Below are 24,719 nucleotides of genomic sequence, written 5' to 3' on the forward strand. Positions count from 1 at the left end.
TCCCAACAAGGGCACGTTAAACATATATTTTCGAGCTGAAAATGACTGGATTATCTGTCTTGGCGTGATCAGACAGACTGTTTATAAAAATCAGCTCTCCGGTGTTAACCGCGCTCTTCTGCCGCACAGGCAGCCTCCCCTTCACTCGCTGTTGAACCCCAACAGCGGGTGAAACCTCCACCCCAAATCCGACTCCGGCAAGCTAACAGTACTGACCTCCTCCGCGCTGGCATGCAGGCTTTGCTTCTGCGTCTCGCTCCAGTGCCGCAGCCGTTCCAGCAGATCGACATGGCACCACGGGCCGATACCCGGCCCGTCCAGCTCACGATCCGGCACCCGCAACAACAGATTGCGGATATCCACATAAGGCGTTTTCCCGCGCTCGCGCCAACCGATGACGCGGTAGAGCCGCAACGCCTCCTCATCTTCCGTGGGCAGCAACACCACGTCCTCGCGTTTTCGCGGGTCATACCGGAAACGCTGGAGTTGCGGCAGCAGGCCGGTCAGCCAGAGCTGCGAGCCATGAGCGGGGTCGCGGCTATACCAGTGCCGGGTGGCATCACGTATGACAGGCGTATAGAACGCGCTGCTGTCATCGCGCGGCAGCATGGTGTCGCGCATCCGGCCTTGCTCGAGGTCGATCAGGCTACGCGACGGCTGCAGTTCGGCGGCCTGCTGGATACGCGGCTGGGCATCGACAGGCCAGTCGCCCCTGGCGCAATCGAGCTGCGGCAGCAGATCAGCCAGACGATGCCTGTACAAATGAAAACAGACCGTCGAATCCTGCCGCACCGGTTTGCCACGGTTCGGTGCGGTGGGCACCTTCCTCATTTCAAACCCCGGCTTGCAGAACACCGCTCGAGTGTCGCCATGCCGCTCGAAATAACGCAGGTTCGTCTCGAACACTTCCATGTTGGCCCGCGTCACCGGCCCTGACCGATGACGCCGCACCCGCCCCGCAAGCTGGATCAGCGAACGCATCGAGGATGGCTCGGCGATGGCCCAATCCGCGTCCCAATCGCGGCCGACTTCGCAAACCGGCGAGGCCAGCACCACGAAGAGCTGATGCGGCTCAGGATGCGCATCAAGCAACGCGCGCACCGCGGGCCGCGATAGCGCCGGATCGTCGCCCGTGCGTAACGCGCGCCGATCGAACACGGCATCGAGCTGCTCCTCGATATCCGAGCGCGCCAGCAACGGAAACTGCGAGTGATACACGCACAGGTGAAGCCTCACGCCGGGCGCGGGCGTGCCGTGCCGGTACATGGCCAGAGCGACATCGAACAGCGGGGCGATATTGGCCATGCGAATCAGGCCAAAACTCACGCGCTTGCCGCTCACCGGATCGACGCTGTGGTTCTGTTCATCCTGATGCAAGGCCCACGCGCGCTGTAACGCGAGCTGGGCGAAGGCTTCACGGCGCTCGTGCTTCCCGTATGAGGTCCACAATGTTCCGGGCAACGGCGCCAGCCTGGCGCGCCGCCGGACTTCGGCCTGGGCAAGCTGCTTGCAGCGCTTCTGCACGAAGGCGTCATGAGCATGGGCAAAACTGCCGCCATCGGCGCAATCGGCATGCGCTTGCGCGAACTCGTCCAGCCACAGACACGCGATTCGCGGGGGTTCCGCTGGCCGCTCGCCGCGATTGCGCTGGTAATGGCAGCGGCCCTCCAGATAAGCCCGATACAGACCTTGCACCAGCGCGGGCGGCAGCGTGGCCGACGACAGCAGCACGCGCGAGCCCAGCAATCCCGCCCAATGCACCAGCCGCGTGAGCGCGGGCAGATCGGCCATGTCGAAATCGTCGGGCTCGTCGAGCACCAGATCGCTGGTCATTAAGCGCAGCATCGGTGCGATCTGGCGTCCGCCGCGCAGGCTTTCCGTGGCGGGGATCAGATGATCGACCGTGCACACCAGCAACGGCGCGGCGAGCAGCGAGCGCACCTGCGCATCGTCGCTCAGCCGTTGCAGCAGCGGATGCAGCTCGTTGCCTTCGAACAGCATCTGGCCGCCTTCATCGAGCAAGGCCTGGGTGGAGGCTGAGCCGGTGGCTTCAGCCTGGGCTTCCCAGTATTCGAACAAGTCGCGGCTGGCCGCCCCGCCTACCTTGATCGCTAGCTGCTCGTCGTTCAACCCGAGGTCGCGCTGGAAACTGCGTCCGGTTTGCTGCGTGAGCGTGCGCAGGCCGATCGCAAACGCGCAGCGCAGGCCGCGTTGCGGGTCCGCCAGTGCATTCATGATGCGGGCGTTGCCAAGCGTCTTGCCACAACCGGTCGAAGCCATGTTGACGACGAATGCGCCCTGTTCGGCCGCGCGCTGGCGCACACCCGCGGCGAGATCCGCGGCTTTGTCCTGCCAATGGAAACGTGCATGGGTAGTGCGCTTCTTGAGGCCGCGATGGTTCCGCAACGCGGGCAGGCTGCGCGCGAGCGTCGGCAGCGAGCGCGCCACGAGTGAAGCATGAGCCTGCACGCCGAGCAGATGCTCATCGAGCGTTTGATTGAAAAAGGGCCCTGCGCCTTCTACGCCTCCTGTGCCTGTTCGTTGCGAATGCCCGGTGTTGCGACGCGTATTGGCGTACAGCGGATAGCCCGCATTGAGATAAGGCTTGCGCCGGGCTTCGTCCTCGATGCTGGAGTAATGGTGATCGGCCAGCATCAGGCACAGCCGCGAGACATGCATCACGAACGGATCATCCAGTGCCTTCGACATCGCCGCCTGACGTGGCAAGGCCAGCAGCTTGCGGGCGTACCGCGCGGCCTGCCCGCGCCAGGCGGCGGTGACCACTGGCAGGCCAAAAGGAAAACGCCAGTACGCGGCCACGACGGAGGGCTCCGTCTCCTCCCTGGGCTCATTCCAGTCCGCGCTGACCTGCCGGAGCAGATCCGTCAGCTCATGACTGTTGACGTTGTTCAGGTGCGCGCCGAAGCGGCACCAATGATCGTGTGTGAACCCAAGATCGGCCGCCGCGCTGTCCTGCATGCGCTGCACGGGTTTGCAAGGCATCCGGTGATGGGTCAGCACAAGCCAGGCCACGGCCTGCGCCAGCGGCGGTAACGTGGCGAACGGCAAGTGCTGTGCGGCCTGCTGATCCAGCCCATCGCGCAACAGCCGGCCTTGACGATGATCGAGCCATTGCGCTTCGAAGGCCTGGGGTTCAGCTTGGGGTTCAGCCTGGGGTTCAGCCTGCGTCTCCGCGCAGGCCGCGAGGCGGCCCAGCCAGTCGGCGTCGTCCTGGGCCTCGCCAACGAACGCCTGGAACAGCCGCACCGACACCCATTCGTGGCGATAGTGATTGCGCTCCCGCAGGCCCGGCTCGCGCAGTCGATCCTGAAACGCCTGCGTGGCCTTGCCCAGATCATGCAAGAGCGCGGCCAATGCGGTGAGCGCGCTCATCGCGGGCAGCGCGTGCCATGTGCTTTCATCCTCGGCGCGCAAGACGTCGTTCGCTGTCGTGCTGGTCGGCACCGCACCGGCTTCGTTGAACTGGCGCGCATCGCCGACGATCCACAACAACTCGCTATGGTCGCGCCCGCGAATCCAGTGACAGGCAACCGCGGTGTTCTTGCGTGCGCGCTGGCGCAACAACTTGCGTACCGTGTCGAGCCCTGCCTGGGTGATCGGTGTCTGCCAGGTCCGGTCGCCGCGCCGCTCAGCGAACTGGTCGAGGATGCGCCGGGTTTCGCTCAGCGCGCGTTTGGTGCATTGCGAGACGAACAGGACGTTCATGGCCGTGCCTGCGGCGCCTCAGCCCGTCGTGCCGTGTCGCTGGCGATAGCCTTGAGGGTGTCGATGATGAAATCCAGCGATTCATCGCGTGTCAGCGCCTCGATGCATTGACGACGGAACTGCTGCTCATCATCACCGCGCATGGCGGACAGAAAGGCTTGCGGCAAAATCACGGCGTCTTTGATGAGATCGGCCGCATCGAACACCAGGCCACCGCGCCGGGTCTTGCCATGCAGCACGGCCAGGCCATGAGGCAGGCCCAGCACCCAGGTCGCCGTGGCGCCGAGGCCGTAGCCCAGATAGTTGCCGTGATCGAGGAAACGGTTGGCGGCATCGGTGCCGCTGCCGCGCTTGGCACGCGTGAATTCGCCATAATCCACCGCATCCACGGCCAGCTTGAACAGGGCCTTGGTCAGGCGCGCTTCGTCGGTCAGCAAGCCGCTTACGTCCGGTGCGTGGGCGATCTTTGCGCCAAACTGCTGCACCAGCGCCTGCAACCGTTCGACGTCCACCGTAAAACCGGCTTCGCGCAACGCACGCGTGTTCCATGCCTGCTGCAAGCGCTGCATGCGGTACGTCTGCAACTGTTTGGCTGCGTGCAAACGCAGCGCGTCGTCAAACCAGAAGCGCACCCATGCCTGCAGATATTCGGTCGACCGGTATTCGCTTTGCGGCGACATCCATGCCACTTCGACATCGACCTCGTTCGCGCTGAACAGCGGCGTGCCGCCCCCGCCGCAAAAACCCACCAGCACCCCTGCCTTGGCCAGCTCGCGCATCGCCGCCTGGGTCACGGAGGTCCCGGTACCGAGCAGAATGCTGGTGGTGTTCGCAATGGGAATGTTCCAGTACAGGTTTCTCTTGCCGGCATCGGTCACATATTCGACGCGTCCGCCGCTTACCAGCACCCGGCAATGTTCCAGGTAATAAAGATTGGCGCGCTTCGAATGGAGAATATTCTTGAGATCCGATGCGGGTATCGCGTCCACTGGTGCTCCCGTTGTGTCTTTTTGCTCGCGGGCCAAATCGCTCGACCCGGTTGGCCCCAGGCGAACCTCGCCTCTGTCTGGCAGGCGAAGACACATTCAGCATCGGGCCCAGGTTCGCTTCGACCGGGAGCATGACACGTTCGGGGCCAGGAGACCTCCGAAGTACACCATAATGATTATTTTATGGGGGTATTCAACCAGATCTGGCTTAGCCCTCGAGGCCAAACGCCTTGTGATACGTCGCCGTGCCGTTTGCCATGGGCGCGCCGCCCAAAGCCCGCGCCATGAAATATTCGGGCGGCACGTTATCCAGCGTCAACCCCGGATGCATGGCAAAACCCAAACGGCTGTAATACGCGGGGTCGCCCAGCACCACGCAACCGTGGGCGCCAAGCTGCGTCAAGCGCTCCAGCCCGGCTTCGACAAGGGCGCGGCCAATGCCTGATTTTTGCCGCGTCGGGAGCACCGCGAGCGGCGCCAACCCGTACCAGTGTTGCAACCGGCCATTGATCTGAAGTGGTGAGAAGGCAATGTGTCCCAGCAGCACGCCTGCTTCTTCGGCAACCAGGGACAGTGTCAGCGCCCCGTGCTGCCGCAGCCCGTCGATCATGAGGGGCTCCTGGGGTTCCGGCGCATCTTGCTGCTCGCTGGAGCCGGCACGAAAAGCCGCCGCGACCAGCGCACGGATCGCTTGAATATCGTTTGCGCGCTCCGCCCGTATCAGCATCTCAACCTCTTACTTCTTGCCCGGCTCAGGATTGCGCGGCATGCCAGGCGGAAACGGAAAACCGCCAAACATCGAGCGCGTCTGAGTTTGCATCTGCTCTTGCATCTGCACGAACATGTTTTTCGACTGCTCGATGTAGCTCGTCATCATGCCCTGCATCATCGGCGCTTGCATGTTCATGAACTGCGACCAGGCTTCCGGGTTCATCGTCCGGCCCTCGTTGAGGTTTTTCGACTGATCCGCCAGCTTGTTCTGGATATCCATGAACACCTGGATGTTCTTCTCCAGATAGGTGCCCATCATGCCCTGCATCGCATGTCCGTAAAACCGGATGATCTGCGACAGCATCGGCGACGAAAACATCGGCAAGCCACCGCTTTCTTCTTCAAGAATGATCTGCAGCAGGATGCTGCGCGTGAGGTCTTCACTGCTTTTGGCATCGATGACTTTGAAAACCTCCTGATCCAGCACAAGCTGCTTGACGTCGGCCAACGTGATGTAAGTGCTGGTTTCCGTGTCATACAACCGCCGGTTGGGGTACTTTTTGATCAGCCGTTCAGCCGTGTTTCTTGTCGTTGTCATATCGCTCGCCTTAACGCATCGCTTGAAACATCACTTAGGGCACCGGTAAAAGCATGGTAAAAGCATGGAAGCGGCGCGCCTGGCTGCGCCAAAGCCGCCGCCAGAATACGCTCAGGAACTCAAGCCGTGCCAGCCGCCCACGACGGCTGGCACGGCTTGGGGCTCAGCCCATGTGCAGGCCACCATTGAGCGAAAAATCAGCGCCCGTGGCAAAACCCGACTCGTCGGATGCGAGCCACGCGACAATCGAGCCGATCTCATCAGGCTGGCCCAGACGGCGCACCGGAATGGTCGCCACGATCTTCTCCAGCACATCCTGGCGAATCGATTTCACCATGTCAGTGCCGATATAGCCTGGCGAAACCGTATTGACGGTCACGCCTTTGGTGGCAACTTCCTGGGCCAGTGACATCGTAAAACCGTGAATCCCGGCCTTGGCGGTCGAATAATTGGTCTGGCCGAACTGGCCTTTTTGCCCGTTCACCGACGAAATGCTGATGACCCGGCCCCAGCCGCGTTCCACCATGCCGTCGATGACCTGTTTCGTCACGTTGAAGAGACTCGTCAGGTTGGTGTCGATCACCGAGGTCCAGTCTTCATGTGTCATTTTGCGAAATACCACATCGCGTGTGATGCCGGCATTGTTCACCAGCACGTCGACTTCCCCGACTTCAGCCTTGACCTTGTCGAAGGCTTCGCGGGTGGAATCCCAATCGCCCACATTGCCTTCGGAGGCGATGAAATTAAAACCGAGCGTTTTTTGCTCCTCGAGCCATTTGGCGCGGCGCGGCGAATTAGGCCCGCATCCGGCGATCACCTTAAAACCCTCCGTGTGCAGCCGCTGGCAGATACTCGTACCGATACCGCCCATCCCACCTGTGACATACGCAATTCGTTGTGACATAAAACACTCCGTTATCGTTTTACGAGGCGCTGGCTAGCGCCCCTGTCTCTCATTAGTGCTTCTTTCCGTATCTTTCTGGCTTCATGCCGCTGCATCGCGGCGGGTGAGCAGCGTCAGATCCGCTCGACAGCCAGCGCCACCCCCATCCCCCCGCCGATACACAGCGAGGCGAGCGCGCGTTTTGCCTCGCGCTTTTGCATTTCATACAGCAGCGTCACCAGAATGCGGCAACCGGATGCGCCAATTGGATGGCCCAGCGCAATCGCCCCGCCGTTGACGTTGATCTTCGAGGTATCCCAGCCCATCTGCTGATGCACGGCCAGCGCTTGCGCGGCAAAGGCCTCGTTGATCTCCATCAGGTCGAGATCGTCCACGCTCCAGCCCGCGCGCTCCAGACAACGGCGCGAAGCCGGCACCGGGCCCATGCCCATCACTTTGGGATCAACGCCGGCCGCGGCATAAGCCTTGATCCGCGCCAACGGCTTAAGGCCCAGCGCCTCCGCTTTCCTGGCCGACATCACGACAACCGCCGCCGCACCGTCATTCAGGCCGGAAGCGTTGGCGGCCGTCACGGTCCCATCCTTGGCGAAAGCAGGCTTCAAACCCGCGAGGGATTCCGCCGTGACGCCGTGGCGCACGAACTCATCCGTGGCAAAACGCAAGGGGTCGCCCTTGCGTTGCGCGATCTCGACGGGCACGATTTCGTCGGCGAAACGGTTGGCCTTTTGCGCCGCTTCCGCCTTGTTTTGCGACAGTGCCGCAAACGCGTCCTGCTGCTCGCGGGTAATGCCGTATTCACGCGCCACGTTCTCAGCCGTCACGCCCATGTGGTACTGGTTATAAACGTCCCACAAGCCATCGACGATCATGCTGTCGACCAGCTTCGTGTCGCCCATGCGAAACCCCTCGCGTGAGCCTGGCAGCACGTGCGGCGACGCGCTCATGTTCTCCTCGCCACCGGCGATAACCACATCGGCGTCGCCCGCGATAATCGCGTTGGCTGCCAGCATGACGGCCTTCAGGCCCGAACCACAAACCTTGTTAATCGTCATGGCCGGCACCGTATCAGGCAAACCAGCCTTGATCAGCGCCTGGCGCGCCGGGTTTTGTCCCGACGCCGCCGTCAGCACCTGGCCCATGATGACTTCACTCACCTGTTCGGGCTTGAGCCCGGCTCGCGCCAGCGCGGCCCGAATCACGACCGCACCCAGTTCCGGCGCCGCAACCTTGGCCAGCGACCCGCCAAATTTGCCGACCGCAGTGCGGGCAGCCGATACGATCACTACATCAGTCATTGCTATTTCCTCGGGGCCTCGCAGCCAGCCACGCCGCCGCCCATTACGATTACGTTAAGAACCTGTTTGTCATGCCGCGCCCAGCGCCTTTGCACACCTGCACACCTGCACACCTGCACACCTGCACACCTGCACACCTGCACACCTGCACACCTGCACACCTGCACACCTGCATGGCTCGCCGCTTTGCGCGTCACCCTTACAGTCTGTCTACCCAGCCTGCCCGAAGCGTTTAGTCCCGCTGCTGGACATAACGCCCGGGGGCCGGTTCAAGCACCGGATACCGCGCCGAACCCAGCGTTTTGGGTTTAATCTTTTTGCCGCCGTACTGGTCGAGCCAGCGGGTCCATTCGGGCCACCAGCTGCCTGGCACGGACACGGCATCGGCCAGCCACGCTTGCGCCGAAGCCGGCAAATGCCTGGGCGCGTTTTCAAGCACCCAGTAATTGCGTTTATTTTTCGCGGGCGGATTGATGACGCCCGCGATATGCCCCGAGGCGCCCAGCACGAACTTGAGCGGCCCGCTCAGGAGCGGCGCCGAAGCATAGGCGCTGTGCCACGGCACGATATGGTCATCGCGCGAACCATAGATGAAAGTCGGCACATCGATGCGGGAAAAATCGACCGGCTCATCGCACACCGTGAGCGCACCCGGTTTGCACAGACGGTTTTCGAGGTAGGTATGGCGCAGATACCAGACGAACATCGGCCCCGGCAAGCTGGTGGAATCGCTATTCCAGTAGAGCAGATCGAAGGGCGCGGGCGTGTGGCCCTTGAGGTAGTTATCGACGACGTAATTCCATACCAGATCGTTGGGCCGCAGGAACGAGAACGTATTGGCGAACTCGATGCCGCGCATCAGGCCTGGCTTGCCGCCCTCCTTGCCGCCGATGTTGCGCTCGCGCATTTGCACATGGGCCTCGTTGACGAAGACATCGAGCACACCGGTATCGGAAAAATCGAGCATCGCCGTCAGCAGGGTCATCGATGCGGCGGGATGCGCGCCGCGCGCGGCCGCCACGGCCAGCGCAGTGGCCAGCAACGTGCCGCCGACGCAGAACCCCAGGGTGTTGACCTGTTCGCGCCCGCTCACCTCGCGCACGACATCGAGCGCGGCGAGCACACCTTCGCTCACGTAGTCATCCCAGGTTTTATGGGCCAGCGAGGCATCCGCGTTACGCCACGAAATCATGTAGACCTGATGCCCCGCCTCGAGCGCATGCACGACGAGCGAGTTTTCGGGCTGCAAATCGAGGATGTAGAACTTGTTGATGCAAGGCGGCACGATCAGGAGAGGCCGCTCGCACACTGTCGTTGTGCGCGGCGCGTACTGGATCAGCTGGATCAGGTCGTTTTCGAAGATCACCGAACCCGGCGTGTTCGCCAGATTTTTGCCCACGACAAAACCGGTTTCGTCGGTTTGCGAAATCTTGCCGCGCTGTAAATCGGCCAGCAGATTGCTCATGCCCTGACGCAGGCTTTCGCCCTGGCTGTCGAGCAGGGTTTTCTGGGCTTCTGGATTGAACGCGAAGAAGTTGCTGGGCGCCGCCGCCGCGCTCCATTGCTGGACTGCAAAACGAATCCGCTCGCGCACTTTGGGGTCGAGCTCAAGTGCATCCGCCAGCGCCTCGAGATAGCGCGTATTGAGCAAGTACCAGGCCGCCGAAAACGCGTAAGCCGGCGTGGCGCGCCAAGCCTCGGCGCTAAAGCGGCGATCTTTGAGTTCGGGGATGCTGGGCCTGGTTTGCGCGATCTGCTGCAACAACTGCAGCACCTCGCGCGAATAGTCGGCCTGCAATTGCTGCAAACGCTGCGTGGGAATCGTGGCGGTAGGCGGCACTGCGGGCGCGGCAAACATGCGCCACGCCTGCTGCCACCCTTCCAGCCATTGCTGCATGGGCAAGCCTGCCCCGGGCTGCTGCTGGGAGGATGTTGCCGATGAGGGGTCAGTGCCTGAGAAGCTTGAAGAACTTGAGGATGCAACCATGCCTGCTTATGACCGGTGAGTCTTCGTGGACAGGATGGGGACAGATTTTCTGCGCACGAAGACGATTATTCGTAGCCGCTCACGCCCTGTTTGAAGCGGAGGGAACGCTCATTCTTGCGCCCTCTGATAATGCGTGTCAATGGTTGTTCCCGATTTTGCCGCAGAGCGATTTTTTAAATTATCGTTTTCCCCCATGTCGCTCAGCAGCGGGTTGAGCGTGAGGCTAGACGAGTGGGGTCGGATGCGTTACCGCGATGCGTAGCTTCAAGCGTAATGTTTAGCGTGGCGTCTAGCTGGCAAGCCAGATCAGCGCCGCCATGCGGCCCGTGGCCTGATCGCGGCGATACGAATAAAAACGCCCGGGATCACCGACCGTGCACAGGTTGCCCCCCGTAACCCGCGTCACGCCCACGCGCAACAGCCGCAACCGGGCTAACGCAGGCAGATCAGCGAGATATTTTCCGCCTGCGCCGGGACGCGCGACGAAAGCCCGCTGCGTTGCCTCGCGCGGCACCCCCTCAGGGGCTTCACTGACGAAAGCCTCCCGCACCTCCGCCCCGACTTCAAACGCCGTGGGGCCAATGGATGGCCCAAGCCAGGCATGCAAGGCCGACGTGGGCGCTCCGGCCAGTTGCGCCACCTGCTGCGCCGTGCGCTCGAGAATGCCCGCGGCCAGCCCGCGCCAACCCGCATGCGCCGCGCCCACTGCGCGACCCGCCGCATCGCACAGCAAGACCGGCATACAATCGGCCACCATCACCGCGCACACCACACCGGGCTGGTCCGCCACACTCGCATCCGCTCGCAACAGCGGAGCCTCTTCAGCCTGCTGCAACAACGCATCCTCGGCGCGCACCACGCTCACGCCGTGAACCTGCTCCAGCCACGCCACGTTCTGCACGCCGGCACACGCCAGAAGCCGCGCGCGATTAGCCGCGACACACGCGGGATCGTCGCCCGTATGCAAGCCCAGGTTCAGCCCCCCAGGCGCTTCGCTCCCCGCTTGCCAGCGGCCATAAGGGGGCAGGCTGACGCCGCCCGCGCGCGTTGTCATGAGCGCACGCACACGCGGCGCGACCGGCCACGAGGGATAGAGCAAATCGGCTGGCGTTAGCCCAGAGGCTGTCATACCTCGTCATCCTCATCATCGAAAGCATCGTCAGTATCGTCGAATGCGCCCTCGTCCATGCCAGCCTCCGCGAAAGAGAGGTCGAATTCGCCGCAATCCGCGCGCCCTAGCCCGAGCGCCGCCGCCAGCACCGTCATATCCTCCGGGAGCTCGGCCCGCCATTGCATCGTGCGTCCCGTGCGCGGATGAACCAGCCCCAGCCGCCACGCGTGCAGCGCCTGACGCGCAAAGCCGCCGGGCAGCGGCGCGACAGAACGCTTGCCGCGTGCATGACCATATACAGGGTCGCCCAGCAAGGGGTGTCCTGTATAAGCACAATGCACCCGGATCTGATGTGTGCGCCCGGTATCCAGATCGCACTGAATCGCGGAAACCGGCTGATGCTCCCAAATTGCCGAGCCTATTCGCTGAAAATGCGTGCGCGCCGCTTTGCCTGCCGCACTCTTCACCACCGCCATGCGCGTGCGCTCGCGTGGATCGCGGCCAATCGGCGCCTCGATCGTGCCGCTCGCGGGCATGTTGCCCCACACCAGCGCGAGATAACGGCGCTTCACCGTGCGCGCCTGCAACTGGCGTACCAGATCCGTTTGCGCTTCGAGCGTGCGTGCCACCACCATGAGCCCCGAGGTTTCCTTGTCGAGCCGGTGCACGATCCCGGCGCGCGGCAAACCCGCCGCAGCCGGGCCATAGCGATGCAACAGGCCATTGAGCACCGTGCCGCTCCAGTTGCCCGCCGCCGGATGCACCACCAGCCCGGCAGGCTTGTCGAGCACCAGCAATGTGTCGTCTTCGTAGACAACGGCCAGTTCGACCGGCTCGGGCGTAAACGCCAGTTGCCCAGGCAGGAGATCGGCGTTGAGTTCGAGCGTCGCGCCAAGCGGCACAGGCTGGCGAATCTTGCCTGGAACCCCGTCGATACGCACCCGCTGCGCTTCAATCCAGCTTTGCAGGCGGTTACGGGAAAATTCCGGAAAAACGCGTGCCAGCACTTTATCGAGCCGCTCGCCAGCGAGTTCGGGTGGCACGACGACGAGGCGCGGCGCGTCATGGTCATGACGGCCAGATTCACGCGAATCCAGCGCCGCGGCAGCCGTGACAAGTGGATGGGAGGTTGGTGAATCGGCGGGTTCAGCGCTTGGGCTATAATCTTTCGAGCTATTCCGGGAGCCGGCTGCGGTAACCGGGTTATTTGAGCGGGTCATTGGAGTCTGGGTCACCTGGACATAAAGCCATACAGCCGAACTGGGAAATACAAGCCTTGAACACCATTACAAATACTGCCCGAACGACGGCCAGGAACATGGCCAGATACATTGCATGCGCCGCCGCCGTTGCTGCCGTGGCAGCCTGTCATGGATTGCCAGAAAAAACCGACGAAGCCACCACGTGGAACAACAACAAATTATATACGGAGGCGCAAGACGCCCTCTCCGGCAACGACTACGGCAAATGCGCGAAATACTTCGAAATGCTCGAAGGACGCGATCCCTTCGGCCATTTTGCGCAACAGGCGCAAATCAACGTGGCCTACTGCAACTGGAAAGACAACGAACCCGCTGCCGCAGACCAGGCGGTTGACCGCTTTATCCAGTTGCACCCGGATCATCCCGATATCGCCTATGCGTTCTATCTGAAAGGCATGATCCATTTCAATGACGATCTGGGCCTTTTTGGCCGCTTCTCAGGGCAGGACATGAGCGAGCGCGACCCCAAATCGCTGCGTGAATCCTACGATTCCTTCAAGGTCGTCGTGGACCGTTATCCGAACAGCAAATATGCCGCCGATGCCGCGCAACGCATGCGCTATATCGTCAATGCACTGGCCTCACACGAAGTTCACGCAGCCGATTATTACTATCGTCGCGGCGCTTATGTGGCAGCCGTCAACCGGGCGCAACTGGCCATCTCCCAGTACAAAAACACGCCGGCTATCGAAGATGCCTTGCACATCATGATGCTGTCGTATCAAAAACTGAACCAGCCAGAACTCGCCAACGACACCCAACGCGTGCTGGCAGGCACGTTCCCTGATAGCCCGTTTGTGACAGGCAGGCCCCGCCCGGGCAAAGCCAAATCCTGGTGGCAGTTTTAAGCCCGTTCGTTGTATCGTCTTCAGCAAAATGCCACGGCCATTTATTGTGCCGTGGCATTTTTTTGCCGGTTTTTTTATCCAACCTCAATCTCAGCGCTTATCCGCGTTGAGCCATCAACCGTTAGCGGCTTCCCGCTCGAACAGGGCAATCGATTCCACATGCGACGTATGCGGAAACATATTGATGATGCCCACGCCCTTCAAACGATAACCTGCCTCGTGCACGAGCACGCCCGTATCGCGGGCGAGCGTCGCGGGATTGCACGAAACATAAACGATACGGCTGGGCAGCGTGCCCACGCCGCTTTGTGCGATTTCAGCCAGAGCCTTGGCCACCGTCATGGCGCCCTCGCGCGGTGGATCAATCAGGAATTTGTCGAACGCGCCTAGTGCGCGAAGATCGTCCGCGGAAACCTCGAACAGATTGCGGCAGGCGAACGTGGTATGGCCCGCCACGCCGTTTAGCTGGGCGTTGTCAAGCGCACGCGCCGTGAGCATTTCGCTGCCTTCGATACCGACCACCTCGCGGGCGATACGGGCCAGCGGCAGCGTAAAGTTGCCAATGCCGCAAAAAAGATCGAGTACCCGATCCTGTCGTGACGGCGCAAGCAAGCGCAATGCCCGCCCGACCAGCACACGGTTGATCGGGTGATTCACCTGGGTGAAATCGGTGGGCTTGAACGGCATGCGGATATTGAATTCCGGCAGCGTGTAATCCAGCGCCAGCGAGGCCTCGAGCGGATAAAACGGCCGCGCCGATTCAGGCCCCTCGGCCTGAAGCCAGAACTGCACCGCATGCGTATCGGCAAAGCTGCGCAGCAACTGCTGGTCAGCAACACTCAGGGGTGCGAGATGACGCAGCACCAGCGCGGTCACCGAGGTCCCAACCGCCACTTCAATCTGCGGCATCTTGTCGCTGATCGACAGTTGATTGACCAGTTCGCGCAACGGCATCAGCAGCGCCGACACATGAGGCGGTAGCACCGCGCAGCTTGTCATGTCGGCCACATAACTGCTCTTGCGCTCACGAAACCCGATCAGTGCCCCGCCCCGGCTCGCCACATGACGCACGGACAGGCGCGCCCGATAGCGATATCCCCAGGAAGGCCCATGAATGGGCCGAAATACCGTCTCGGCGCGCAACCGCGCCAGATGAGCCAGATTGTCTTCGAGCACGCGCTGCTTGACGGCGATCTGCGCACGCACATCAAGATGCTGCATCGAGCAGCCACCGCATTGGCCAAAAAAACGGCAACCGGGTTCGGTGCGCATCACGCTTTTGCGCAAAATAGCAACGGCGTCGGCTTGTTCAAACGCCGCCTTCCTGCGATAGCTCGAATAACTGACACGCTCACCCGGCAATGCGCCTTCCACGAAAATCACCTTGCCCGGCGAGCCGTCTTCATTACGTATGCGGCCAACACCACGCGCATCCATATCGAGTGATTCAATTTCAAGTTCGGGCGCAACGAAATCGACGCTCGAAGCCTGTGCTGCGACCGGCTTTTTCTTTTTGTTCAAACGATAGCGATAGGGAGAAGAACGGGACACCTGCAACTTCCTGAATAACGATGTAATGATGTAACGATGTAGCGATGAATACGCGGATAACCAGGCGGGATAGCTCGCTGGAACAGCGAATGCAAGACACGCCGGCTAGCGCTCGTTGTCGAATGCAGCCAGATATTCGGCCCAGTGCGGCGCGGCTTCTTGCGCTAGCGCATTTTTGACCAGCACGATTTCGTCCGCATATTCCGCGGATGAAAACCCACCGCGCATCAACTGAAAACGGCAATACAGCAAATAAGTATTCACCACATCGGTTTCGCAGTACGCCCGGATGGCTTCGAGCTGTCCATCCTGGAACGCCTGCCACACCTGGGCGCCATCCATGCCGAGCTTGCCAGGAAAACCGCACAGGCGCGCCAGTGCATCCAGCGGCGCATTCGCCCGTGCCTGGTACATGGCCAGCACGTCCATCAGGTCGGTATGCCGCGCATGGTAACGGCTGATGTAGTTATTCCATTTGAAATCACGATCATCTTCGCCAACATCCCAGTAACGGCTGGCGGCAATCCCGTGAAGCAGCGCCCGGTAATTCAGCACGGGCAAATCGAACCCACCACCGTTCCATGACACCAGTTGCGGTGTGTACTTCTCGATCACCCGGTAAAACGACTGAACCAGCGCGGCCTCGCCATCAGCCGCCGTGCCCAGCGAACGAACACGAAAACCGTTGTTGTCACGAAAAACGCATGAAATCGCAGTGATCCGCTGCAGGTAATGGGGCAAAAAATCGCTTCCGGTTTTTTCGCGGCGCGCGGCAAAGGCTTGCGCGGCCACCTCGGCATCGCTCAGCGTGACGGGAAGATCGTGCAGACGGCGCAGGCCTGCCACATCGGGAACAGTCTCGATGTCAAAAACAAGAATCGGGGTCATGACGTTATAAGACGGCGTCCTTGCGCACACCGTTAGAGGCGAAAAAGCGCTTGAGCCGGAGCAGCGCTTCTTGCTGGATTTGCCTGACGCGTTCGCGCGTCAGGCCCATTTCATCAGCCAGCTCTTCGAGCGTGGCCGGCTCAAGGTGATTCAGGCCGAAGCGGCGTTCAATCACGTGCCGATGCTTGTTCGAAAGCCGCGCCAGCCACACTCTTGTTAGCGTTTCAAGCTCACGGTGCTGAACTTCGGTATCCGGAGAATGGCTTTGATCGTCAGACAGCAAATCGAGCAGGCTGCTGGCGGGATCAAGATCGAGCGGGGCATCCAGTGATGCCGTGTGTTCATTGAGCGCCAGGATATCGATCACTTCGTCGTGCGTCTTGCCGGTCAGGTAGGCGATATCGTCGATGCTGGCATCGCGGCGCTCAGCGGCCTCGCCGGTATTCATCGAATTTTTTTCCAGATGGCGCTTGGCGCGCAGCACCTGGTTAAGCTCACGGATCACGTGCACCGGCAAACGGACGGTGCGTGCCTGATTCATGATGGCGCGCTCGATGCTTTGGCGAATCCACCACGTCGCATAGGTCGAAAAACGAAAACCCCGCGTGGGGTCGAATTTTTCAATCGCATGCATCAGGCCAAGATTGCCTTCTTCGATCAAATCCAGCAGCGGCACACCGCGATTGAGATAACCCTTGGCGATACTCACGACGAGCCGCAAGTTACGCTCGATCATCACTTGCCGCGCCTCGAACTCACCGGCTTTCGCCAGCCTGGAATAGCGCTGTTCTTCTTCAACGGTGAGCAGCGGTTTGACGCTGATCCGGTTCAGGTAATGCTGGATGGTGTCAGCGGTCAGTTCGGCCTGGAGTATTGCGCGGAAATCATCGGCGTCCGGAATGGCCGCTCCGCTTGCGGCACGCTCGTGCACATCAGGCAAAACACCACCGGCACCGGCACCGCTGGAATCGTCAGCCGCCTGAACCTCATCGAAATCGCCATCGCTGTCATCGGCCAGGTCCGAAACGTCTTCGTCTTCCACCGGAGCCGGCGTGGTTTGACGGAGCGGATCGGCATCGGCTTGCAGCGAGGGGCGCTTCGATTTCGGCATGGTCGTATCGCTTATTGCGGCGGCAAATACTTCATTGGATCGACAGGCTTGCCCTGCCGGCGAACTTCGAAATGCAGCATCACACGGTCTGAATCGCTATTGCCCATTTCGGCGATCTTCTGCCCGCGAGTCACGGCATCACCTTCTTTTACCATCAAAGCGCGGTTATGTGCGTACGCCGTGAGATAAGTTGCATCGTGTTTGATAATAATCAGGTTGCCGTAGCCGCGCAGTCCATTTCCGGCGTAGACCACACGGCCATCAGCAGAAGCCTTGACCGGATCGCCCGCCGCCCCGCCGATATTCAAACCCTTGTTTTTTGAATCGTCGAACGTGCCCAGAATCGGTCCCTGGACGGGCCATGCGAACGTCACGCCGCCTGCCGCCGCGGACGTGTCACCGCTCACCGTGCTGGCCGGCGACACCCCGGAAGTGCCCGTCGTGCCAGCACCATAAACCGGCGGCACCGTGGCCATGCCAGACGAGCCGGCCGATGTGCCCATGCCGCCCACAGGCGACGTGACCACACCCGGCGTCAAGGCATTCGTCACGGCATTCCCGCCCCCTTGAGCGACGCGCAGCAACTGGCCGACTTCGATCTGGTTCGGGTTGACCAGATTGTTCCAGGCTGCGATGTCGCGGTAGTTTTGTCCATTTTCGAGCGCAATCCGGTACAGGGTGTCGCCGGGCTTGACCCTGTAATATCCCGGCGGCGGCGGGCCAAGCGGCACGGCAGGCTGCAGGCTGCCCTGCGTGCCAAGCGTGCCGGAACGGTCAATGACAGGCGCCTGGTCAAAACGTGAAGACATGCACGCTGTCATCAGCAAAGACAGCGCAATCACGCACACGCTGCGTTGCATGGCGCTTAGACGAACATTCGGAAGGGTTTTTTGCATCGCGCTCAGCATACTCATCGGTGTCAAATCACTCCGGATTTTAAAGGTACAAAGAAAACGCGATCAAGCTGCGATTCACGCCATTGCGCGGCACCTGTGCGCTCAACCAGGGTGAGCACCTGCGCGGACCCTTCCTGCCCGCCGACCGGCGCAACCAGCCGGCCACCAATCGTGAGTTGCTCAAGCAACGCAGGCGGCACATCGAGGCCCGCTGCGGCAATCACGATGGCATCGAACGGCGCGGCGGAAAGCAGGCCGATGCGGCCATCGCCATAGTGCAACCGCAGGTTTGGAATACGCAACGGGCGCAGATTTGTCTTGGCGCGCTCATAAAGCGGTTTGATCCGTTCGATCGAATACACGTCATGGGCAACCTGGCTCAATACGGCTGCCTGATAACCGCAGCCCGTGCCAATTTCAAGTACGTTTTTCAGGCGGCGGCCCGCCACGGCCAGCTCAATCATCCGCGCCACGACCGAGGGCTTCGAGATTGTCTGATGATGGCCAATGGGAAGCGCGGCATCTTCATAAGCCTGAGCGGCAAGCCCCGGGTCCACGAACAGATGGCGCGGCACGCTGGCCATCGCATTCAGTACAGATTGATCGGTAATATGGGCCCGAAGCCGCTCCACCATGCGCTCACGCACCCGCTCCGAGGTCAGGGCGAGCGTACGATTGAGCACCATATTGGGCGTGCTGCTCCGCTCACTGCTCCGGGATGGCGGACGAGACGCATTGGGCTCGGCGCGCGCGCCAGCACCCGCTGATGCCGCTCCGCGTTCGGTGCGCCCTTCAACCCGGCGCGGCTCACGAACCAGATCTTCGAGCCCCAGTGGAAAACGTCTGGCGCGCCCGCCGCTCATGAAGCCTCGCCTCGCGTGCCGGCCCAGTTCGCCGTCGCGTCGAGCATCTGGGTATGCGTCAAATCAAGCTGAAGCGGCGTAATTGAAACATGGCCGTTAGCGACCGCGTGAAAATCGGTGCCCTCGCTCGCATCGCGCGCGCTGCCAGCAGGGCCAATCCAGTAGATCGGTTCACCACGCGGGTTGGTCTGGGCAATCACGGGCTGGGACGGATGGCGTTTGCCCAGACGGGTCACGCGCCAGTCGCCGAGCTGGTCATAAGGCAGATTGGGAATATTGACGTTGAGTAGCGGATGGCCCGGTAACGGATAGGCGAGATAATGCGCCACGATTTGCGCAGCCACGCGCGCCGCATCCGCGAGATGGCCCCAGTCCTTGTCCGCGAGCGAAAAGGCAATGGCCGGCACACCGAACATGATGCCTTCGGTCGCGGCGGCGACCGTGCCCGAATACAGCGTGTCTTCGCCCATGTTCTGGCCATTGTTGATGCCAGACACAACCAGATCGGGCCGCTCGTCGAGCATGCCAGTCAGGGCAATATGCACTGAATCAGTGGGGGTGCCATTGACATAATAAAAACCATTCGACGCGCGCAATACCGACAACGGCCGCGACAGCGTTAATGAATTCGATGCGCCACTACAGTTCTGTTCCGGAGCCATGACGGTGATCTCCGCCAGCGGCTTGAGCGCTTCGTAAAGCGCCGCAAGTCCTGGAGCGAGATAGCCATCATCATTGCTGAGTAAGATTCGCATCCGGCGATTGTAACCGAGGAATGTGAGCGCGAGAGCGGCGCCCGGAGGCAAGCCTGCCTCCGCGCTTTGTGCTGGATTCAGAGGAAAACAGGCACGGCGGCCAAGGCAGGCAAACAACCTGGATAAACCGGTGCCCTGCACTCGCTACGCGTTCAGACCACCTGTTGTGCCCGCAAGCGGGCGATGTCCTCCGCGGTGTAGCCCAGTGAGTCCAGAACCTGGTCGGTATGCTCACCCAGCTCCGGCCCCAGCCAGCGGGTTGCGCCAGGCGTTTGTGAAAATTTCGGTGTCACCGCAGGCAAGGCAATCTCGCAATCATCCTGCCAGCCAAAACGCTCGATCATCTGGCGCGCCAGATATTGCGGATCGCTGAACATCTCCGCGGCACTGTAAATGCGTCCGGCCGGCACCTCCGCGGCATGGAGCACCGCCAGCGCGGCATCAATGGTGCGCGGCGCGAGCCAGGCGGCAATCGCCTCATCGATTTCCTGGGTCCGCGGCACGCGGCCATCGTTGTGCGCCAGCGTGACGTCGTCGGCCAGATCGGTACGCTCGATCGCCTGCATCAGCCGTTTGAAAATCGGATCGCTATTGCCGCCAATCACAATGCTGCCATCGCTGCAAGCATAGGTATTCGATGGCACGATGCCAGGCAACGCCGCACCCGTGCGCTCACGCACCATGCCATACATCCCGTACTCGGGCACGACGCTTTCCATCATGTTGAACACGGCTTCGTACAGGGCGACATCGACAACTTGCCCCGCGCCGCCATTCACGTTGCGGTGATGCAGCGCCATCAGCGCGCCGATCACGCCATGCAACGCCGCAATCGAATCGCCGATGGAAATGCCGATGCGCGGCGGCGGCATGTCCGGGTAACCCGTGATGTGGCGCAATCCGCCCATGGATTCAGCGATGGCGCCAAAGCCAGGGCGATCCCGGTAAGGCCCCGTTTGCCCATACCCTGAAAGCCGCACCATCACGAGCCCCGGATGATTGGCCGAAAGCACGTCATACCCGAGCCCGAGTTTTTCCAGCAGCCCCGGACGAAAGTTCTCGATCACGATATCGGCTTGCCCGGCCAGGCGCCGCACGATCTCTTTACCTTCGGCGGATTTCAGATTGACCGTCACGGATTTTTTGTTGCGCGCCTGCACGGCCCACCATAAGGACGTGCCGCCAACAGGCGGATACAACGCGCGCCATTTGCGTAGCGGATCGCCACCACGAGGATCTTCGATCTTGATCACCTCGGCGCCGAATTCACCCAGCAAGCGCGCGGCAAAGGGCCCTGCGATCAACGTGCCGAGTTCGAGCACCTTGACGCCCGCAAGCGGGCCTCCTGAAGAAGTCGTTTCGCTCATGGATATCCTGTTTCAGTGTCAGTGTCAGTGTCAGTGTCAGTGCAGCCGGGATCGGACAAGCGGACTACGCGACAACACCGCGGGCTACAGCGAGCGTCTGTCGAGCATCGCGCGGGCAATCGTGCCCGCGTCCACGTATTCGAGCTCTCCGCCGACCGGCACACCCCGCGCCAGCCGCGTCACGCTCAGGCCACGTGCCTTGAGCGTTTGCCCGAGATAATGAGCCGTCGCTTCGCCTTCGTTCGTGAAATTGGTTGCCAGCACGACTTCGCAGACGACGCCGTCCAGTGCTCGCCGGACCAGGCGGTCAAAATGAATTTCTTTGGGACCAATACCGTCGAGCGGGCTCAGACGCCCCATCAGCACAAAATACAGGCCGCGGTAAGTCAGGGTCTGCTCAAGCATGATCTGGTCGGCAGGGGTTTCGACGACGCACAAGAGCGTCGGATCCCGCTGCTCGTCATTGCACACCTCGCAAATCTGTGTCGCGGTGAAGGTATTGCATTTCTCGCAATGCTGGAGATGCTCGGTGGCAAAGAGCAGCGTACGTCCGAGTTTTTCAGCGCCCGCGCGATCATGCTGCATCAGGTGATAGGCCATGCGTTGCGCGGATTTTGGCCCGACACCTGGCAGTGCGCGAAGCGCTTCGACGAGCGCCGATAAGGCGGAAGGTTGTTTCATGCTGCACCAGCGTGGCGAAAGAAGAAATCGCGCAACCGGGCGAACCGCGCAGGCGGCCAGCCCGGGAGAAAATCAGGCAAAACGATCAGGGCAGCGGCTGTGCGAGATACGCCGCACAAGCAGGGTACAGATCAGAATGGCAGCTTGAAGCCAGGCGGCAGCGGCATGCCGGAGGTCATGCCGCCCATTCTTTTCTGGGTTTCGGCTTCGGCCTTGCGAACCGCATCGTTAAATGCCGCGGCGACGAGGTCTTCGAGCATATCCTTGTCGTCGGCCAGCAGGCTCGGGTCAATCACGACACGGCGCACATCGTTCTTGCACGTCATGACCACCTTGACCAGACCCGCACCGGACTGCCCTTCGACATCAATCAAGGCAAGCTCTTCCTGCATCTTTTTCATGTTTTCCTGCATTTGCTGAGCTTGTTTCATCAGCCCTGCGAGTTGGCCTTTCATCATGGACGTGCTCCTTTATCTGAACTGGATTATCAAAAACAGGGGAAACGGCGCGCCTCGCGCCGTCATCAATCTGGGGAGAGCCCTAAACTGCCACCCGACGCAGCAGGGGCTGGAGCAGGCAAAACAGGCCTGATCGAATCCTGAACGACGCGTGCGTCAAACTCGCGGATCAGTGCCTGGACAAAAGGATCGGCGTGAATATCACGCTCGGCTTCCTGCTGACGCTGTGCGCGCAACACGCTATCGATCACGGCTGCCGTGCGGTGCACCGGGCCCACCTCAACCTGGACTTCGACTGTCCGGGCAAGACGCTCTGCGAGCGCCGTCTTGAGCTTGGCCACCTGGGCTGCATCGGCATATTGCGGCACCGCGACGCTCAGCTTGAGCGTGCTGCCTTCAAGCGCTGTCAGTTCACTGTTGCAAGCCAGTTGGCAAGCGATGCCCTTGAGCGGCAAACTCGCGGCCAGCGCGGGCCAGTCGCCCGCAAAACCGATGGCATCCAGCGCAATGGTGGCGGGCAAACTGGCGAGATCAACGACCGGCAGCGCAGGCGCAACAGAGGATGTTTTACCTGCGGCGGCCGGCTTGCTCGTTGAAACGGAAAGATAAGCGTCATCAGGTGCGGCGGAAAAAACCTCGTCCGGCGCGAACGGCTGATAATCCGCAAAAGGCGCATCGTCCCAGGGGGGCGTGGCTGTAGCGCTTTCGGACGGCGCGCCAGGGGACAAACGTGCGGCGCCATGTTCCCTGCCGTGTTTGTCTGGAGTGCTCGTGCCCGATGGCGCCACACGCCTTGCCGCACCCGGCAGCGGTACGTTGATGCGTGGCGCAGCGGCCCGGGGCTTCACGACAGCGTGCCCGGCCGTCGCAGTGGACGCTCGGGAATCCGCTGAAACCTTCATGCCCGCACTGCGCAACACATCCAGCGCAGCACTTGCCCCGCCCGCCGGACGCGACGGCGCGGCGGGCCGTTCAGCCGCATTCGCTCCGTGATCAGGTTCGGGCGGGGCGGATATCGCCACAGGTGTATTCCGTTGGGAATCCGTTGTATCGGGAATAACAGCGACAGCGACTTCCTCTGGGGCGAACGCTGGCGCGATCTCATCAACCACTGCGGCAGCGGCCTGCGGCACAACGTTCACGTCCCCTGCCTGCGATGCCGCTGTGACAACCGTCGCATCCAGTTCCAGTTTCAGGGCAAGGGATGCAGGCTCGCCTGGCATGTCTGTCTGAGCAAGCGCATCAGCGCTGGGTTCGGCAACCTGTACTGGGACGGCCACCTGACTGGGCGCTGGGCGCGATTTTTCGAACCCGGCCCCAGAAACAGAGGCCTGCGCCGCCTGAACTTCCTGCGCCGCCTGAACATTAACTGCGGGCGCGGCACGTTCGTCGCGCCTGGCAGGCGTGTGCCCTTCCAGCGTGACCCGGCGCGGACCATTGACCGGAATGGCCGATGCCGGCTCAAACGCCAGCATTCGCAGCAGTGTCATCGTAAAACCAGCGTATTCATCTGGGGCAAGACCCAGCTCACTGCGGCCTATCGTGGCGATCTGATAGAAAAGCTGGACATGTTCGGCGCTCAGCGCATCGGCAAAGCGCCGCAAATCACCGGCTTCCGGCCACTCGTCCAGCACCGACGACGGCGCGAATTGCGCCCAGGCCACGCGGTGCAGCAGGCTCGCCAGATCCTGCAGCGCCGTCGCAAAAGACAGGCTGCGCAGCGCCATTTCATCGGCCACGGCCAGCACGGCCGCGCCATCGCCTGCCACGAGCGCATCCAGCAGCCGCACCAGATAGCTCTGGTCCAGCGCACCCAGCATGCCGCACACGGCGTCTTCTGTGATCTGGTTGGCCGAGTAGGCAATGGCCTGATCGGTCAGCGACAACGCATCGCGCATCGAGCCGTCTGCCGCGCGGGCCAGCAGGCGCAATGCCTGGATCTCGAATGGCACCTGCTCTTCGCCGAGGATATGCTCCAGATGAGACACGATATGACCGGCTGGCATCTGCTTCAGATTGAACTGCAGGCAGCGCGACAGCACAGTAACGGGAATTTTTTGTGGATCGGTGGTGGCAAGAATGAACTTGACGTGCGCGGGCGGTTCTTCCAGCGTTTTCAGCATGGCATTGAACGCGTGATTGGTCAGCATGTGCACTTCGTCGATCATATAGACCTTGAAGCGCGCATCGACCGGCGCATAGACAGCCCGCTCAAGCAATGCCGCCATTTCGTCGACCCCGCGATTGCTCGCCGCATCCATTTCGACATAATCGACAAAACGGCCGGCATCGATTTCGCGGCACGCACGGCATACACCGCACGGCGTCGAACTCACCCCTTTTTCACAATTGAGCGCCTTGGCAAAAATACGCGAGAGCGTTGTTTTGCCCACGCCCCGTGTGCCAGTAAACAAATAAGCGTGATGCAGGCGTCCGCCGTCGAGCGCATGCGTCAGCGCGCGTACTACGTGTTCCTGTCCGACGAGCGAGGCAAAATCTTTCGGCCGCCATTTGCGTGCGAGAACTTGATAGGTCATCCGGAAATTGTATCAGCAACAACCCTGCATTTAAGCAGTTTGAGTACACGCAAATACACTCGCCAGACGAATTCAATTCGCTAGCGAAGCAAGAAACAAAACAGGAAAGAAGAGGAAGAAACAGGAAAAAACAGGAAGGAACAAGCAGAAATGGCAAGAAGCCAGGCTTTGCAGGAAAGCA

General features: G+C 61.3%; 20 protein-coding genes. 1 reads left to right on the forward strand and 19 read right to left on the reverse strand.

Annotation, left to right across the window (positions count from 1 at the left end; genetic code table 11):
- Positions 1-141: 141 nt before the first annotated feature.
- The 9 genes from cas3f to GH657_RS09130 all read right to left on the reverse strand — a co-directional run bounded on the left by cas3f (position 142) and on the right by GH657_RS09130 (position 12,541).
- On the reverse strand, positions 142-3,726 hold the full coding sequence (gene cas3f / locus GH657_RS09090; RefSeq protein WP_153100389.1) for a type I-F CRISPR-associated helicase Cas3f: 3,585 nt from the start codon (positions 3,724-3,726) through the stop codon (positions 142-144).
- Positions 3,723-4,715 carry a type I-F CRISPR-associated endonuclease Cas1f gene (gene cas1f / locus GH657_RS09095; RefSeq protein ID WP_153100390.1) on the reverse strand — a complete coding sequence of 331 codons (993 nt, stop codon included), beginning with the start codon at positions 4,713-4,715 and terminating at the stop codon, positions 3,723-3,725. The genes cas3f and cas1f overlap by 4 nt, the downstream gene beginning before the upstream one ends.
- A gap of 208 nt (positions 4,716-4,923) precedes the next feature.
- Positions 4,924-5,442 (reverse strand): GNAT family N-acetyltransferase, encoded by a 519-nt coding sequence (locus tag GH657_RS09100; RefSeq protein WP_153100391.1) that lies wholly within the window; start codon positions 5,440-5,442, stop codon positions 4,924-4,926.
- Between the two features lie 9 nt (positions 5,443-5,451).
- Positions 5,452-6,024: a polyhydroxyalkanoate synthesis repressor PhaR gene (phaR, locus tag GH657_RS09105; protein WP_153100392.1), complete on the reverse strand. Its 573-nt coding sequence runs from the start codon at positions 6,022-6,024 to the stop codon at positions 5,452-5,454.
- 163 nt (positions 6,025-6,187) lie between these two features.
- The gene (locus tag GH657_RS09110; RefSeq protein ID WP_153100393.1) at positions 6,188-6,928 is read right to left on the reverse strand and encodes a 3-ketoacyl-ACP reductase; all 741 of its coding nucleotides are present in this window, start codon (positions 6,926-6,928) and stop codon (positions 6,188-6,190) included.
- A 113-nt stretch (positions 6,929-7,041) separates the two neighbouring features.
- The gene (locus tag GH657_RS09115; protein ID WP_153100394.1) at positions 7,042-8,223 is read right to left on the reverse strand and encodes an acetyl-CoA C-acetyltransferase; all 1,182 of its coding nucleotides are present in this window, start codon (positions 8,221-8,223) and stop codon (positions 7,042-7,044) included.
- A 232-nt stretch (positions 8,224-8,455) separates the two neighbouring features.
- Positions 8,456-10,210: a class I poly(R)-hydroxyalkanoic acid synthase gene (phaC, locus tag GH657_RS09120; protein WP_425495737.1), complete on the reverse strand. Its 1,755-nt coding sequence runs from the start codon at positions 10,208-10,210 to the stop codon at positions 8,456-8,458.
- Between the two features lie 289 nt (positions 10,211-10,499).
- The gene (gene pgeF / locus GH657_RS09125; protein ID WP_153100396.1) at positions 10,500-11,339 is read right to left on the reverse strand and encodes a peptidoglycan editing factor PgeF; all 840 of its coding nucleotides are present in this window, start codon (positions 11,337-11,339) and stop codon (positions 10,500-10,502) included.
- The gene (locus GH657_RS09130; RefSeq protein ID WP_153100397.1) at positions 11,336-12,541 is read right to left on the reverse strand and encodes an RluA family pseudouridine synthase; all 1,206 of its coding nucleotides are present in this window, start codon (positions 12,539-12,541) and stop codon (positions 11,336-11,338) included. The genes pgeF and GH657_RS09130 overlap by 4 nt, the downstream gene beginning before the upstream one ends.
- 98 nt (positions 12,542-12,639) lie before the next feature.
- Here GH657_RS09130 and GH657_RS09135 point away from each other — a divergent pair, with 98 nt between their 5' ends.
- The gene (locus tag GH657_RS09135) at positions 12,640-13,431 is read left to right on the forward strand and encodes an outer membrane protein assembly factor BamD (protein WP_174769921.1); all 792 of its coding nucleotides are present in this window, start codon (positions 12,640-12,642) and stop codon (positions 13,429-13,431) included.
- A gap of 114 nt (positions 13,432-13,545) precedes the next feature.
- On the opposite strand, the gene rlmD is transcribed toward GH657_RS09135, so the two are convergent.
- The 10 genes from rlmD to dnaX all read right to left on the reverse strand — a co-directional run bounded on the left by rlmD (position 13,546) and on the right by dnaX (position 24,538).
- Positions 13,546-14,952, reverse strand: coding sequence for a 23S rRNA (uracil(1939)-C(5))-methyltransferase RlmD (gene rlmD, locus GH657_RS09140; RefSeq protein WP_281349409.1), 1,407 nt, complete (start codon positions 14,950-14,952; stop codon positions 13,546-13,548).
- Positions 14,953-15,087: 135 nt separating this feature from the next.
- A complete protein-coding gene (locus GH657_RS09145) occupies positions 15,088-15,870 on the reverse strand; it encodes a 3'-5' exonuclease (protein WP_153100399.1) in 783 nt (260 codons plus the stop codon).
- 4 nt (positions 15,871-15,874) lie between these two features.
- Positions 15,875-16,981, reverse strand: a complete 1,107-nt coding sequence (rpoS, locus tag GH657_RS09150) for an RNA polymerase sigma factor RpoS (RefSeq protein ID WP_153100400.1) — start codon at positions 16,979-16,981, stop codon at positions 15,875-15,877.
- 11 nt (positions 16,982-16,992) lie between these two features.
- Positions 16,993-17,895 (reverse strand): peptidoglycan DD-metalloendopeptidase family protein, encoded by a 903-nt coding sequence (locus GH657_RS09155; protein ID WP_153101703.1) that lies wholly within the window; start codon positions 17,893-17,895, stop codon positions 16,993-16,995.
- A gap of 5 nt (positions 17,896-17,900) precedes the next feature.
- Positions 17,901-18,740 carry a protein-L-isoaspartate(D-aspartate) O-methyltransferase gene (locus GH657_RS09160; protein WP_153100401.1) on the reverse strand — a complete coding sequence of 280 codons (840 nt, stop codon included), beginning with the start codon at positions 18,738-18,740 and terminating at the stop codon, positions 17,901-17,903.
- Positions 18,737-19,495, reverse strand: coding sequence for a 5'/3'-nucleotidase SurE (surE, locus tag GH657_RS09165; protein WP_153100402.1), 759 nt, complete (start codon positions 19,493-19,495; stop codon positions 18,737-18,739). Before surE ends, GH657_RS09160 begins: the two co-directional genes overlap by 4 nt.
- Positions 19,496-19,647: 152 nt before the next feature.
- Entirely contained in the window at positions 19,648-20,862 is a 1,215-nt protein-coding gene (locus GH657_RS09170; protein WP_153100403.1) for a CaiB/BaiF CoA transferase family protein, read from the reverse strand.
- 84 nt (positions 20,863-20,946) lie between these two features.
- Positions 20,947-21,543 (reverse strand): recombination mediator RecR, encoded by a 597-nt coding sequence (recR, locus tag GH657_RS09175; protein ID WP_153100404.1) that lies wholly within the window; start codon positions 21,541-21,543, stop codon positions 20,947-20,949.
- A gap of 131 nt (positions 21,544-21,674) precedes the next feature.
- Positions 21,675-22,001 carry a YbaB/EbfC family nucleoid-associated protein gene (locus GH657_RS09180; protein WP_153100405.1) on the reverse strand — a complete coding sequence of 109 codons (327 nt, stop codon included), beginning with the start codon at positions 21,999-22,001 and terminating at the stop codon, positions 21,675-21,677.
- Positions 22,002-22,066: 65 nt separating this feature from the next.
- Complete coding sequence (dnaX, locus tag GH657_RS09185; protein ID WP_153100406.1) at positions 22,067-24,538, reverse strand: DNA polymerase III subunit gamma/tau; 2,472 nt, start codon at positions 24,536-24,538, stop codon at positions 22,067-22,069.
- Positions 24,539-24,719 lie beyond the last annotated feature (181 nt).

It is taken from the genome of Paraburkholderia hayleyella (assembly GCF_009455685.1).
Classification (GTDB): Bacteria; Pseudomonadota; Gammaproteobacteria; order Burkholderiales; family Burkholderiaceae; genus Paraburkholderia; species Paraburkholderia hayleyella.